Raw genomic sequence first — 12,681 nt, 5'->3', positions numbered from 1 at the left:
CGGTGCATCACGCGGGCTCACCGCGCGGGGTCGATAAGCCCGTCAGCGCGAAGCAACGCCTCAAGCCGTTCGCCGAAGACCGGGGCCAGCGTCCGTACATAGGTGTCAGAGACATGGTGCTTGTCCCTGTATACCAACACGTTCCCGATGACGGCGGGGCAGAATCCGTCAGCGCAGAACTGGTCGGAAAAATCCAGCACCCCCGCGCGTGGCTCCAACCCGGCCGCCGCCAGCGTGTAGTCATTGGCCTCAAAGGCCTCGGACACCGGGGCGCCGCAGGTGGCAAGTTCGTCCGGGTTCTGCGCCACGCAGTCCCGTGCATAGGACTTCGTTCCGGGTCGCGGGGTGTCGATGATCGGGTAGACCCGGATGCCGGCGTCCTCGAGCTTGCCCCAATACTCGGCGAAACCCTCTGCGGCCCCCTTTTCGAAGGTGGCCCCGGCCCAGTGGCTGGTCAACACCGCGTCCACGTCCCCGCGTTCCAGGATGCGCTCCAGCGTGTCCTCGTTTGCCTGGTGGCAGGAAATGCTGCCGTCGGCCTCGGCGGTGCGCTTGGTGGCGTTGAACGGGCAGGAGTTCTTCAGGTAGGTCAGCAGTGTCCAGCCCTGCTCCTTGGCGGTCTCTTCCATCGCCCGGTACCAATGCGTGGCATGCGAGTCGCCCACCAGGGCCACGGTCAGGGATCCGTCCTTGGCGCCCTTGGCGCATTCGACGGTGATAGGTGACTTCGGTTTTTGCACGCACTCTCCCAGGTCGGGCAGGTCGTGCTCTGCGTCGGCGGGGACCGGGACGATCTGTTTTTGGCCCTCCAGGTAGGCGGGGGCACCGGCCGGGACCGACGCCGCGCCAAACCCTGCCGGAGGGGCGGCCAGCAGGGTGGCGACAGCGCGTTCCTGTGCTGCGATCTCGCGCTCGGCCAGCGTCCCGGGGGCCACCGCGAGTGCCGCGACCAGGACCAGGGCGGCCGCACCGGCACCCAGTGCACGCCAGTTCGAGGCGGCGAGCGGGGCCAGGGTCCGCACCGGGGTTTCGATCCAGCGGTGGCTGGCACCTGCAAGCAGCAGCGAAAGGACCAGCAACCCGATGCTCTGGGCGGGTCCCGGCTCGTCCTCGGCGAAGAACAGGAAGAAGGTGAGCGCAGGCCAGTGCCAGAGGTACAGCGAGTAGGACACGTTGCCCACCCATTGCACCGCGGGCAGTTCCAGGAGTTTTTGCGGGGCCAGGACTCCACTGGTCTGGCCGGCCAGGATCACCGCCAGGGTTCCGGCGACCGGCAGCGCTGCCGACAGCCCAGGGAAGGGTGTGCCGGCATCGAAACCGAAGGCTGCCGCCGCGATGGCTGCAAAGCCGCCCCAGGCCAGCGTCGTCCGCACGCCGGGGACATCGAGCCATCGAGCGCCGCGTGCCGCCAGCCCGGGTTCGGGCGGGGCGAGCAGCAGCGCCAACAGGCCACCGGCGGCCATTTCCCAGACGCGGGCGGGGGTGATGAAGTAGGCCGCAGGATTTCCCGAACCCACCAGCCCCATCGAGTAGGCCAGCGAGGCGATGATGACGATGCCGAAGACCAGCAGGAGAGCGGTGCGGGGAAGGCCGCCGCTGGTTTCCCGGCGGCCGACGCGTTCCCGGGCCCCGATGCCACGCAGGGACCGGGCCACCCATACGGCCAGCAGCACCAGCAACGGCCAGACGAGGTAGAACTGCTCCTCCACCCCCAGGGACCAGAAATGTTGCAGCGCGGTGGGCTCTGCATCGGCGGCAAGGTAGTCCACGGCGTCGGCGGCCAGCACCCAGTTCTCCACCGAGAATGCCGAGGCAAGGGCCGCGGTGCCCACGGTCTTCCACTGCGTGGCCGGCAGGAAGGCCATGGTGGCAGCCAGCACCGCGAGGATCACCGCGAACGCGGCGGGCAGGATCCGCCGGACCCGGGCCGCCCAGAAGCCCGGCAGGTCAATGCGGCCGGTCTTGCGGACCTCGCGCAGCAGGTGCCCGGTGATCAGGAAACCGGAGATCGCGAAAAACACGTCGACGCCGATGAAACCGCCCGGGACCAGGCGTGGTTCGAGGTGGTAGGCCACGACCAGCAGCACGGCCACGGCGCGCAGCGACTGGACCTCGGGCAGGAAACGGCGTGGTGGCTTCGGCTCGGCAATCATGTCCGCGAGCAAAGCACGGACCGGTTAACAGCGGGTAACCACCCGGTGTTAACCGCGCGTTTCCCGGCGAACTCTCAGGCTGCGAAGAACGCCTCGGAGATTTTCGCCAGGCGCAGCGGATCGGCCACGCCGCACATCTCGCGCGCCGAGTGCATCGACAGCAACGGGATCCCCACATCCACCGTGCGGATGCCCAGCCTGGTGGCGGTCAGCGGGCCGATGGTCGACCCGCACGGCATCTGGTTGTTGGACACGAATTCCTGGTACGGGACATCTGCCTGCGCGCACAACCTGGCGAAGAGCGCGGCTCCCACCGCGTCGGTGGCGTAGCGCTGGTTGGCGTTGATCTTCAGCAGCGGACCGGCCCCCAGCAGCGGGCGGTTGGCCGGATCGTGGCGTCCCGGGTAGTTCGGGTGCACCGAGTGCCCGGCATCGGCCGAGAGGCAGACCGAGTCGGAGTAGGCGCGGTTGCGGTCCTGGGTGTCGGCGCCCAGTCCGTGCCCGATGCGCTCGAGCATGTCGGCTAGGAACGGGCCGGATGCCCCGGAACGGGAGGCCGAGCCGATCTCCTCGTGGTCGAAGGCGGCGAGCACGGCGATGTGTTCGCCGGTGCCCGCGGCCGCGTGGTGCACCAGGGCGGTGAGCGAGGCGTGCACGGAGGAGAGGTTGTCCAGGCGCCCGGAAGCGAAGAACTCATTGGAGCCCCCGAAGACCTCGCCGCGCTGCGCATCGGCGACCACCACGTCGTAGCCGCCGATTTCCGCCGCATCCACGCCGGCCGATTCGGCCAGCACCGCCAGCACGTCGGCCTCTGCCGGGTTCCCGATCCCCCACACCGGGTTCATGTGCTGTTGTTTGTCCAGGGTGAGACCGTCGTTCACGGCCCGGTCCAGGTGGATGGCCAACTGCGGGAAGCGCAGCATCGGGGCGGTGCGCGCCAGCGCCTCGGTTCCGTCAAGCAGCACCAGGCGTCCGGCGAGCAGCAACTCACGGTCCAGCCAGGAATTCAGCAGCGGGCCGCCGTAGACCTCCACTCCCGCCTGCAGCCATCCGTGGGCCCCGGTGGTGGGCTTGGGCTTCAGCTTGAAGGAGGGCGAATCGGTGTGTGAGCCCACGATGTGGAAACCGGTGGTTGCGGTGGCGTCGACGGGCTGCACCCAGGCGATGATCGCCCCGTCGCGCTGCACGTAGTGCCCGCCGGGGCCCGGCTCCCAGGCCTCGGACTCCGAGAGCTCGGTGAAGCCGGCCGCGGCCAGCCGGCGCGCCGCCTCGGCGGCGGCATGGAAGGAGGACGGCGAGGCGGCGACGAAGGCGGACAGGTCGTTGATGTGCTCGATGGCTGCGCTGGACATTCAAGGTTCCCTTGGACTCGTGGGCGTGCGGGTGTGGTGCGCGGGCCGGACCGGGGTGGGCGGCCGGGGCACCCTAGGTGCGGGTGCGGAGCAGTGCCACAACGAGGGCGCCGACCCCAAGGACGATGCTAGCCCAACCGGGAACGGGCAGGGCGAAGAGCGTGAGCAGGAAGGCCCCGAGGACCCCCAGCACCACGGCCAGCAGCAGCCAGGGGCTGCGCAGGAATTCCGAGTTCATGGTCGCTTGTCCTTAGTAGTCCAGGCCCTGGCTGGGGATGACCAGCCCGGTCTCGTAGGCGTAGACCACGGCCTGCACGCGGTCACGCAGGTGCAGCTTGGTCAGGATCCTGCGCACGTGGGTCTTCACCGTGGCCTCGGAAAGGAAGAAGCGGTGCGCGATCTCGGCGTTGGACAGCCCCTCGGCCATGGCCCCAAGCACCTCCAGCTCGCGCGGGGTCAGGTCCCCCAGCAGCGGGTCGCGTTCCGGTGCCGGGGCGCTGGAACGGTTCGGGGCGCCGTCGCGCACGTAGGTCTCCAGCAGCCTGGCGGTGACCCGGGGGGCGACCACCGCGTCGCCGGAGGCCACCAGGCGCACCGCATTCACCAGCTCCTCGGGTGCCACGTCCTTGAGCAGGAAGGCGCTGGCCCCGGCCTGAAGCCCGGAAAAGGCGTATTCGTCCAGGTCGAAGGTGGTCAGGATGATGATCTTCGCCTCGGGCAGTTCACGCACGATGCGGGCGGTGGCCTCGATGCCGTCCATGGTGGGCATGCGCACGTCCATGAGCACCACGTCGGGCTTCAGCTTGATGGCCTGCCGCACGCCGTCGGCCCCGTCGGAGGCCTCCCCGAGGATCTCGAGGTCGTCCTCGCCCTCAAGGATGAGCCGGAAGCCCATGCGCAGCAGCGGCTGGTCATCGACCAGCAGCACCCCGATGCGGGCGGAGGATGTGGAAGTGGTTTCGGACATGGGTGTTGTTCTCACGTTCCTTGGTGTTGGGACTTGGGGGTCGGGCGCTTGGCCTGGGACGTCGCGGGGTCCCCGGGACATGGGGTCTGGTGCGGCAGTTTGAGCCTGGCCACGACCGACCAGCCGCCGCGGGATGCGGGCCCGGCGTGCAGCGTGCCATCGAAGAGCGCTGCGCGCTCCTTCATGCCGCGGATGCCCTGGGCCGATCCGATCATCTCGCGACGCGCTTCCTGCTGCGTGCCGTCGTCGTGGATCCGCACCGTGACATCGTCGCGCAGCCGGTGCACGGTGACCTCCACCGCGCTCACGTTGCGCCCATAGCGCAGCACATTGGTCAGGGATTCCTGGATGATGCGGTGGACGGTGAGCTGGAAGGTCGCGTCGTCCGGCAGGGCTGGACCGGACTGGGTGTAGCGCAGCGGCAGGCCGGCCACCTGGAAGCCTGCCAGCATCTCTTCGAGGGATCCGCCGGCGGGCTGCGGTTCCAGCGAGACCCCGTCCCCGGTGCGCAGCACCCCGATGACCCGCCGCATGTCGGCCAGGGCGCGGCGCCCGGTGCCGGAGAGCTCGCCCAGAACCTCCCCGGCCCGCGCCGGGTCGCGCTTGAGCACCACCGCTGCACCGTCGGACAGCGCGATCATCACCGAAAGCGAATGCGCGACCACGTCGTGCATCTCGCGGGCAATGCGGGTGCGTTCGCGCACCTGGGCCAGGGTCTGGACCCGCTTGGCCCAGTTGTCCAGCTCGGCCTCGTGCAGCCGGTTGTTGCGCACCGCCGCGCCGATGGCCACCGCCGCGGCGTTGGTGCCCAGCAGGAACGCCAGGGACAGCGTGATCGTCAGGGTGCGTCCGCCGATTTCGGCCAGGGCAGCCTGGTCCTCCGGGGAATCGGTGAACATGGACGGCAGCCCCAGCGTGACGAAAACCAGCCCCTGCAGGGCGGTGATCAGTGCGGTGAGCGCGAACATGCGCCGGGCGGCATATTTGGTGGATGCCGCATACAGTGCGATCCACAGCCCGGCGCTGCCGCCGAAATACGAGGAGTCGAGCAGGGTCGCGACGGTCTCGAAGAGCACCACCACGATCAGCACGAACATGGGCCGGCTGCGACGGAAGAACAGCGAGGCGCCGGTGAGCGCGAGCAACCCGAGGGTTGGCCAGTGGGACGCCAGCGCCGCTTCGGCCAGGCTCGGCCCGGTCAGCAGCAGGTACAGCAGCACCACGGCGGTGTCGACCAGTAGCGGCCGGCGGCGCATGAATCCGCGCAGCGGTCCGATGCGCTGTGCCGAGATCTCGGCAAGGCTCGACTCCGGGTCCCCGGAGTCGAGCGGCGCCGTGTTTTCACTCATGTCCCTGAGCCTATCGACCAATGGCCGGTTCTAGATATCGCGGCGCTGTAGCAACATTGCGGCGGCGGCCAGCGGGATGGCGATCCAGGCACCGACCACGAGGCCGGCGGCCCAGGTCTCCAGGGCCCCTTCGGCGCCTGGGATCTGCATCAGCGCGGTTCCGGCGTGGTCGGGGAGGAATCGAGCGGCATCGGCCAGCCATTCCACCATGCCTGAGAGCCCGTCGACGGTGATGGGAAGCACGAAGAAGAGGGCTGCAAGCACCACGATGCCGCCGGCGGAATTCCTCAGCATCGCACCCAAGGCCAGGCCGATCAGCGAGACCATCACGACGTAGAGCACCCCGAACCAGAGGTTGCGTACGAAGGCCTCGGAGGCGAAGTCCAGCGGAAGGTTGTAGTTGTCGGCGATCGGCTTGGTGACCAGGAAAGCGGACAGGATCGATGCCAGCGCGACGAGTGCCGAAACGATGGTGACCATCAGGGCCTTGGCCCAGAACACCGGCTGCCGCGTGGGAGTCGCCACGAAGGTGGAACGGGCCGAGCCCGTCGCGAACTCGGAACTCATCACCATGACGGCGAGTGCGCCGATGATCAACTGGGCAACCATCAGCCCGCTGACAGGCAATGAGGCGGCAAGGACATTCATGTCCCCCATCTGCGCCGCCATTTCCGGTTCGGACGCCATGGCCTCCAGGGATGCACCGACGCCCCAGGTGCCGAGCGCGGCGATCCCCGTCATGGCCACGAAGGTGGCCATGACCAGGATCAGCGTGGAGGGCAGCGAGAAGAACTTGATGAACTCGCTGCGCAAAACGCCGGCGAAGCTGAGCTTTCCGCCACCGGCGGCACCGGGTGCGGCGGTACGTGGTCGTTTCATGGTCGTGGTGCTCATGGCTGGTCCTGCTTTCCGGTGGTCGCGGCGGCAAGCTCGTTGCCAAGGTGGGAGTGGTACTCGACCTCGTCCTGCGTCAGCGCCATGTAGGCGGCTTCGAGGGACTGCTGGATGGGCGTCAGCTCGTGGAGCAGGATCTGCAATTCCATCGCGCGCGTTGCAATTGCCCGGCCATCGAGTCCGACGACCTGGATGGTTTGCGCATCGACTCGGGTCAGGTGAACGTCCTGCGCGGCCAACGCATTCATCAGGTCCTCGGCCGAATCGGTCTTGACCTTGCAGGTGGGCACATTCGCCCCGTCAATGATTTGCTCGATCGGGGCATCGGCGAGGATCCGGCCGCGGCCGATGACGATGAGGTGGTCGGCGGTCAACGCCATCTCGCTCATCAGGTGCGAGGAGATGAACACCGTCTTGCCCTGTGCCGCTTGGTGGCGGGCGAGGTTCCGGACCCACAGCACGCCCTCCGGGTCCAGGCCATTGACCGGTTCATCGAGGATCAGCGTCTGCGGGTCGCCCAGCAGTGCCACGGCGATGCCCAGGCGCTGGCCCATCCCCAGGGAAAAGCCGCCGACCTTCTTGGTCGCGACGGAACCGAGTCCGGTGAGCTCGATGACCTCGTCGACGCGGGTATTGGGGATCGAGTGGGTCGCGGCAAGGGCCCGCAGGTGGGTGCGCGCGCTGCGCGACCGGTGGACGGACTTGGCTTCGAGCAGGGCGCCGACCTCGCGCAACGGCGCATGGTGTTCGGCGTACCTGCGGCCGTTCACGCTCACGCTGCCGAAGGTCGGCCGGTCGAGGCCGACGATCATGCGCATGGTGGTGGATTTTCCCGCGCCGTTCGGGCCGAGGAATCCAGTGACCTTGCCTGGCTGGACGGTAAAGGCGATCCCGTCCACCGCACGCTTGGTGCCATAGTTCTTGGTCAGTGCCGTTGCTGTGATCATGTCTTCAACGTTACGGAGGATCGCCTCCGCGGTCGCCGCCCAAGCGGATGATCTTCACGGAATCGACAGTCACTCTTTCGGCGTACGGGTTTACCCTGAGGGATACCGGCGCCCAGGCGCTGGTGCCGCCCGACGAGGGCCTGGGATCAGCCGGCCTGGGCCCGCCCCAGCTTGCGGGCGTATGCCCGGGCCGCGCGCACGCGGTCGCCGCAGCGGGTGGAGCACCAGCAGCGCCGGGCGTGCGTCCGCAGCAGGAACCGGTCGCAGGAGCTGGCCTCGCATTGTGCGATCAGCTCGGCCTGGCCGCCGGTCAGCAAGGCGGCCGCGTCCTCCGCGATCTGGGCCATGGCGTGTTCGACCAGTTGGGTCACGGGATGTCGCAGGACCCTGCGCAGTCCGCTGCCGGTGTCATACTGCAGCAGCGGTGCGCTGGGCACCTTCACCAACGCCTGGTTCACGCTCTCCACTGCCTCCGACGCCGGAGCGCCGCCCGCCACCTGGGCGGTGAAGAGGGTGCGCAAATTTCCGCGCAACTTCGTCAGCTGGTCCTGGCAATAGGCCAGCAGGGCGGTTTCGGCCGGAACCAGTCGCTGTCCGACGAGCCACGCGGTGGCTTCGGCCGGGCTCCCCAGGTCGTCCGCCACGCGTCCGCCGGGAAGGCTCACGACGCTATTGACCAGGGCGAGGCTCGGGTGGTCGTCGGCGCCGGGCGCGGGGGGAAGCGGGATCCTTGACATGGATCTCATGTTACCAGCTGTATTTTCCCGTGATAAGCCGGTAGGCTGACTATCACGCCTATCTGATACTTCTTCCGTGATAATTGAGAGAGAACCCATGAACCAGTCACGCCCCCTGGGCAACGCGCCCTTCGTCCTTTCGGTGCTCGACAATGCCATCACCGGTGTCGGGCAGACGGCGCAGGAGACCTTCGAGGAGATCATCGCACTGGCGCAGTTGGCCGAGAAGCGCGGCCTCGAGCGCTTCTGGATGTCCGAGCACCACGCCATGCCCGGTGCCGTGACCTCCTCGCCCCAGCTGATGGTGGCCCGCCTGACCGGCGAGACGCAGCGTATCCGGCTCGGGGCCGGTGGCGTCATGCTGCCCAACCACTCACCCTTGGTGATCGCCGAGCAGTTCGGCATGCTCGAGTCGCTCGCCCCGGGGCGCATCGACCTCGGCCTGGGCCGCGCGCCGGGAACCGACGGGCAGACGGCGGCGGCACTGCGGCGGCGCCACAACGCCAACGACGACTTCCCCCAGCAGGTGCTGGAACTGCTCGGCTTCATCGAGGACGACTTCCCGCAGGGGCACCCGTACCGGGACGTCCACGCCGTGCCGGGCCCCTGGCTGGCGGAACAGAACCGGGTGCCGCGGCCCGAGACGAATCCCGAGGTCTGGATCCTGGGTTCCTCCCCGTACTCGGCGCAGCTGGCGGGCCAGCTCGGCCGCCCTTACGCCTTCGCCCTGCAGTTCGGCAGCGCCGACGTCGTCACGGCCATGCGGCTGTACCGCGAGAACTTCCGGCCCTCGGCGTTGCTGGACCAGCCCTACAGCCTGGTCAGCGTGGGCGCGATCGCCGACAACGACCCGGCCGAGGCGCGCCGCCAGTCCACGTCCACGGCGATGGCGATGATGCGCATGTTCCAGCGCAAGCCCTTTGCCATGCTGCCACCGGACGAGGTCGCGGCCTACCCGGCCAACGACCACGAACGCGCGATCCTCGAGGAATGGACCGACCGCACGCTCCACGGCACCGCCGCGGACGTGGCCCAGGGCCTGGAGCTGCTCCACCGCCAGACGGGGGTCGACGAAGTGATGCTCGTGGTCGGCGGCCACTCGCGCCAGGCCCAGACCCGGACCGTGGAGCTGATCGCCGACCACTACGCCCTTCCCGTGTTGTAGTCCGGGACGCTAGCGGTCCTCGGATTCGAAGACGCAGAGCGCGACCTGGACGCGGTTGTCTGCGTCGAGCTTGTCCAGCACCCTCCCGATGTGGGTTTTCACCGTTGCCAGCGAGATGAACAGCTCCTCGGCGATTTCCTGGTTGGAGCTGCCGCGCGCCATCGCCGCGGCGATCTCGCGTTCCCGCTCGGTGAGCACAGCTAGCCTTTCGAGTGCTGCGTTGCGCCGGGTGGATTCCGGCCGCGAGCCGGCAACGGCGATGAGCTGCCTGGTCACCGACTCCGAGAGCATGGTGCGCCCGGCGGCAACCTGGTTGATCGCCTCCATGAGCTCGGCCGGCGGCGTGTCCTTGAGCAGGAAACCGCTGGCTCCCATCCTGAGCGCCGAAAGCACCATGTCGTCGGTGTTGAACGTGGTCAGGACCAGGATCTTTTGCTCCGGGCTGGCCCGCAGGAGGGCCTCGCTTGCGGTCAGCCCGTCCATGACCGGCATCCGGATGTCCATGAGCACCAGGTCCGGTGACAGTTCCGCGACCATCGACACCGCCGAACGGCCGTCGGCGCATTCGCCGACCACATCGATGCGCGGGTCGGATTCGAGGATCATGCGCAGTCCTGCCCGCACCAGGTTCTCGTCGTCGACTAGCACGATGCGAATCGACTCGCCTACTGTCCCCAAGGCAGCCACACCTTCAGCACGAATTCTCCCTTGGTCCCCGGATCGATCTGCAGTTCCCCGCCGGCCAGCCGCACCCTCTCGGCCAGGCCGGTCAGCCCCAGGCCCGAGCTGGGCAGGGACCCTGCACCCGAGACGAGGGACGGAACATGGGTCAGTCGGTTGGAGACGCGCAGGGACAGCCGGTCCTCCGCGTGGCCTCCGATCTCCAGCCTGACGTCTTGCCCGGGCGCGTGCCGGCGGGCATTGGTCAGCGCCTCCTGGACGATCCGGTACAGGTGGCGCCCGGTGGACTCGGACAGGACGTCCAGGCGTTCTCGCGTTTCCGCTTCCAGGACCAACTGGACTTCGGTGCCCACCGCACGGCTGGCATCCAGGATTTCCTGCAACTGCCCGAGGTTCGGCTGCGGCCTGGCCAATTCGCCGTCAAAGAGCGTGTTGGGGTCGCGCAGCATCCCCAGCACCTCGCGCAGCTCGCCCAGGGCCAGGTGGGAGTTTTCGCGGATGACGCCGGCCGTCTGCCTCGTTTGCTCCGGCGTCAGGTCGCTGCGGAATTCCAACGCCCCGGAGTGTAGGGCGACCAACGAGAGCCGGTGTGCCAGGACGTCGTGCATTTCGCGCGCTATGCGGGTGCGCTCGTCGGCCTTGGCCGCGTGGAGCTGTGCCTCCCGTTCGCGCTCGGCACTGTGAACCTGCCGGCGCAGGGAAACGGCGAGCTGCCGCCGCCCCCCGACGTACATCCCCAAAAGCACCATCAACCCGACCATGACCAATGCCACGATGCCCACTTGCCACCACGTGGTCGTGTCGTCTTCCGCCACCAGCTCGGCACCCACCAGGTACTCCCCCAGCGGCACGGCGGCCAGGAACATCGCCGAAATGCCAGCGATCTCCCAGGGCCTCCTCCGGGTGGCCAGGGAAATCACGCCCAGCACAGCGAACCCTGCGCCGATGGAGGACGGAATCGAGAGCAGCACCAGGGCCGCCGAGATGGGCACCGGGTAGCGATGGCGGAAGGGATAGAGGAGCAGGGCGGCCAGCCCGCACAGCATGTCCAGGCCCACCAGCAGGCCCACCGCGTCCATGTCCGCCTCGGAGTCCGGCGAATACGATTCGTAGACAAAGGAAAAGAAGACGAATCCGAGCACGAGGCCCAGGCCCACGCGCCAGGCCTGGGACAGGAACCGGCGCAGTCGGGTGCGCGGGGCGGCCGGTTCGAGTTCCGTGGTCATGGGCTTAACGTTACCGGCGGGGCCCGTGGCCCGGTATCGACCGAAAGGACCACGTGGGGCCGTCTTCCCGGCCGCGGAAAGATCGTCCCAATTGGCGAGGTGCCACGGGCCCCTGGTGATACAGAATGGTGACATGAACACGATCCCGCCGCCGCAACTGCCCCCGGCACAGAACCCGCAGCCCGGCCAGCACCCAGCCCAATGGGTTCCGGTGCCCCCGGCGCCCCCGGTCCCGGCCGAACCGCTGCCATTCCACCGGCTGGCCCGCACCTACTCCGCATACCGCTGGTGGAAGACGCCGCTAGTGGGGCTCATTGCCCTGGGCCTGTACCTGGGCCTACTACTGCTGGCTGCGATCGTCTTTGTCTTCGTCGCCATCGGAAACCCGGAACTGGAGAGTGCCGCCGACGAAGTCATGATCTCCATCGATTCGATCGACATGTCCGACCCGTTCGTTTTTGTCATCTCCATGGTCTCCCTGATCCTGATGCTGCCGGTGATCCTGCTGGCAACCCGGATGATGAATGTCCAGAAGGTCGGATCGCTGACCTCGGTGGCCGGACGCATGCGCTGGGGCTGGCTGGGGCTGTGCGCGTTGGTTGCCCTCGGCGTGCTGGGGCTGAGCTTCGGCATCACCTTCGTCGTGGACGCCTTGTCCGGGCTCGGCTTCAGCCCGGATTTCAACGCCCCGGACATGTGGCTCTTGCTCGGGCTGACCATCTTGCTCGTTCCGTTTCAGGCCACCGCCGAGGAGTATGTGTTCCGCGGGTACCTGATGCAGCTGGTGGGCGGCTGGCTGCGCCATCCAGCCTTCGCAATCCTGTTGCCCATTCCCCTCTTCATGATGGGACATGCCTACGACATCTACGGTCAGCTGGATGTGGGTTTCTTCGCTCTGGCCGCAGGTTGGCTCACCTGGCGCACCGGCGGGCTGGAGGCGGCCATTGCCCTGCACGTGGTCAACAACTCCGCCATCTTCTCCCTGGGCGCCATCGGCCTGGTCGATGTCAGCGTCACCGAAAGCAACCTGCCCAGCCTCATCGCATCGATGGCCACCACGACGGTCTTCGTCCTGGTCGTCGTCTGGCTGGCGAACAGGCGCAAGATCCAGCGGCTCAGCGTACCGCCCGCGCCGGCACCGGCGATCGCCGCACCGGGTTATTGGGTGCAGCCCGGGGACGCACCGCGCCAGCCCTGAGCCGGGTTGCCG

General features: G+C 68.1%; 12 protein-coding genes. 2 read left to right on the top strand and 10 right to left on the bottom strand.

The features are described from left to right. Nucleotides 1–17 precede the first annotated feature (17 nt). The 8 genes from OIU93_RS16325 to OIU93_RS16290 all read right to left on the bottom strand — a co-directional run bounded on the left by OIU93_RS16325 (nucleotide 18) and on the right by OIU93_RS16290 (nucleotide 8,399). Entirely contained in the window at nucleotides 18–2,153 is a 2,136-nt protein-coding gene (locus OIU93_RS16325) for an acyltransferase family protein (RefSeq protein WP_264271124.1), read from the bottom strand. 74 nt (nucleotides 2,154–2,227) lie between these two features. Then, nucleotides 2,228–3,505: a M18 family aminopeptidase gene (locus OIU93_RS16320; protein WP_264271123.1), complete on the bottom strand. Its 1,278-nt coding sequence runs from the start codon at nucleotides 3,503–3,505 to the stop codon at nucleotides 2,228–2,230. Nucleotides 3,506–3,578: 73 nt separating this feature from the next. After that, a complete protein-coding gene (locus OIU93_RS16315) occupies nucleotides 3,579–3,743 on the bottom strand; it encodes a hypothetical protein (RefSeq protein WP_264271122.1) in 165 nt (54 codons plus the stop codon). A 12-nt stretch (nucleotides 3,744–3,755) separates the two neighbouring features. Next, nucleotides 3,756–4,472: a response regulator transcription factor gene (locus OIU93_RS16310; RefSeq protein WP_264271121.1), complete on the bottom strand. Its 717-nt coding sequence runs from the start codon at nucleotides 4,470–4,472 to the stop codon at nucleotides 3,756–3,758. An 11-nt stretch (nucleotides 4,473–4,483) separates the two neighbouring features. Further along, nucleotides 4,484–5,821, bottom strand: a complete 1,338-nt coding sequence (locus OIU93_RS16305) for a sensor histidine kinase (protein ID WP_264271120.1) — start codon at nucleotides 5,819–5,821, stop codon at nucleotides 4,484–4,486. 30 nt (nucleotides 5,822–5,851) lie between these two features. Next, nucleotides 5,852–6,715: an ABC transporter permease gene (locus tag OIU93_RS16300; RefSeq protein ID WP_264271119.1), complete on the bottom strand. Its 864-nt coding sequence runs from the start codon at nucleotides 6,713–6,715 to the stop codon at nucleotides 5,852–5,854. Further along, nucleotides 6,712–7,662 (bottom strand): ATP-binding cassette domain-containing protein, encoded by a 951-nt coding sequence (locus OIU93_RS16295; protein WP_264271118.1) that lies wholly within the window; start codon nucleotides 7,660–7,662, stop codon nucleotides 6,712–6,714. Before OIU93_RS16295 ends, OIU93_RS16300 begins: the two co-directional genes overlap by 4 nt. 146 nt (nucleotides 7,663–7,808) lie before the next feature. Beyond that, the gene (locus OIU93_RS16290; protein WP_264271117.1) at nucleotides 7,809–8,399 is read right to left on the bottom strand and encodes an ABATE domain-containing protein; all 591 of its coding nucleotides are present in this window, start codon (nucleotides 8,397–8,399) and stop codon (nucleotides 7,809–7,811) included. Nucleotides 8,400–8,496: 97 nt separating this feature from the next. On the opposite strand from OIU93_RS16290, the gene OIU93_RS16285 reads away from it, so the two are divergent. Next, entirely contained in the window at nucleotides 8,497–9,564 is a 1,068-nt protein-coding gene (locus OIU93_RS16285; protein ID WP_264271116.1) for an LLM class flavin-dependent oxidoreductase, read from the top strand. 9 nt (nucleotides 9,565–9,573) lie between these two features. Here the strand turns inward: OIU93_RS16285 and OIU93_RS16280 are convergent, their stop codons facing one another. Both OIU93_RS16280 and OIU93_RS16275 read right to left on the bottom strand, forming a co-directional pair. Then, entirely contained in the window at nucleotides 9,574–10,251 is a 678-nt protein-coding gene (locus OIU93_RS16280; RefSeq protein ID WP_372342952.1) for a response regulator, read from the bottom strand. Next, nucleotides 10,230–11,471 carry a sensor histidine kinase gene (locus OIU93_RS16275; protein ID WP_264271114.1) on the bottom strand — a complete coding sequence of 414 codons (1,242 nt, stop codon included), beginning with the start codon at nucleotides 11,469–11,471 and terminating at the stop codon, nucleotides 10,230–10,232. The genes OIU93_RS16280 and OIU93_RS16275 overlap by 22 nt, the downstream gene beginning before the upstream one ends. Before the next feature lie 133 nt (nucleotides 11,472–11,604). Between OIU93_RS16275 and OIU93_RS16270 the strand changes: the two genes are divergently transcribed. Beyond that, nucleotides 11,605–12,669, top strand: coding sequence for a CPBP family intramembrane glutamic endopeptidase (locus tag OIU93_RS16270; RefSeq protein WP_264271113.1), 1,065 nt, complete (start codon nucleotides 11,605–11,607; stop codon nucleotides 12,667–12,669). The last annotated feature ends 12 nt before the right edge of the window (nucleotides 12,670–12,681 follow it).

This window comes from Paeniglutamicibacter sp. ZC-3 (assembly GCF_025847175.2).
Taxonomy (GTDB): Bacteria; Actinomycetota; Actinomycetes; order Actinomycetales; family Micrococcaceae; genus Paeniglutamicibacter; species Paeniglutamicibacter sulfureus.
Note: the sequence above shows the minus strand (reverse complement) of the source record. Positions and strands in the feature narration are given on the sequence as shown.

Excerpts from the sequence above, each read along its gene's own strand:
- OIU93_RS16310 (WP_264271121.1), bottom strand. The coding sequence starts at position 4,472 with ATGTCCGAAACCACTTCCACATCCTCCGCCCGCATCGGGGTGCTGCTG.
- OIU93_RS16285 (WP_264271116.1), top strand. The coding sequence starts at position 8,497 with ATGAACCAGTCACGCCCCCTGGGCAACGCGCCCTTCGTCCTTTCGGTG.
- OIU93_RS16290 (WP_264271117.1), bottom strand. The coding sequence starts at position 8,399 with ATGTCAAGGATCCCGCTTCCCCCCGCGCCCGGCGCCGACGACCACCCG.
- OIU93_RS16305 (WP_264271120.1), bottom strand. The coding sequence starts at position 5,821 with ATGAGTGAAAACACGGCGCCGCTCGACTCCGGGGACCCGGAGTCGAGC.
- OIU93_RS16300 (WP_264271119.1), bottom strand. The coding sequence starts at position 6,715 with ATGAGCACCACGACCATGAAACGACCACGTACCGCCGCACCCGGTGCC.
- OIU93_RS16325 (WP_264271124.1), bottom strand. The coding sequence starts at position 2,153 with ATGATTGCCGAGCCGAAGCCACCACGCCGTTTCCTGCCCGAGGTCCAG.
- OIU93_RS16295 (WP_264271118.1), bottom strand. The coding sequence starts at position 7,662 with ATGATCACAGCAACGGCACTGACCAAGAACTATGGCACCAAGCGTGCG.
- OIU93_RS16320 (WP_264271123.1), bottom strand. The coding sequence starts at position 3,505 with ATGTCCAGCGCAGCCATCGAGCACATCAACGACCTGTCCGCCTTCGTC.
- OIU93_RS16270 (WP_264271113.1), top strand. The coding sequence starts at position 11,605 with ATGAACACGATCCCGCCGCCGCAACTGCCCCCGGCACAGAACCCGCAG.
- OIU93_RS16315 (WP_264271122.1), bottom strand. The coding sequence starts at position 3,743 with ATGAACTCGGAATTCCTGCGCAGCCCCTGGCTGCTGCTGGCCGTGGTG.
- OIU93_RS16275 (WP_264271114.1), bottom strand. The coding sequence starts at position 11,471 with ATGACCACGGAACTCGAACCGGCCGCCCCGCGCACCCGACTGCGCCGG.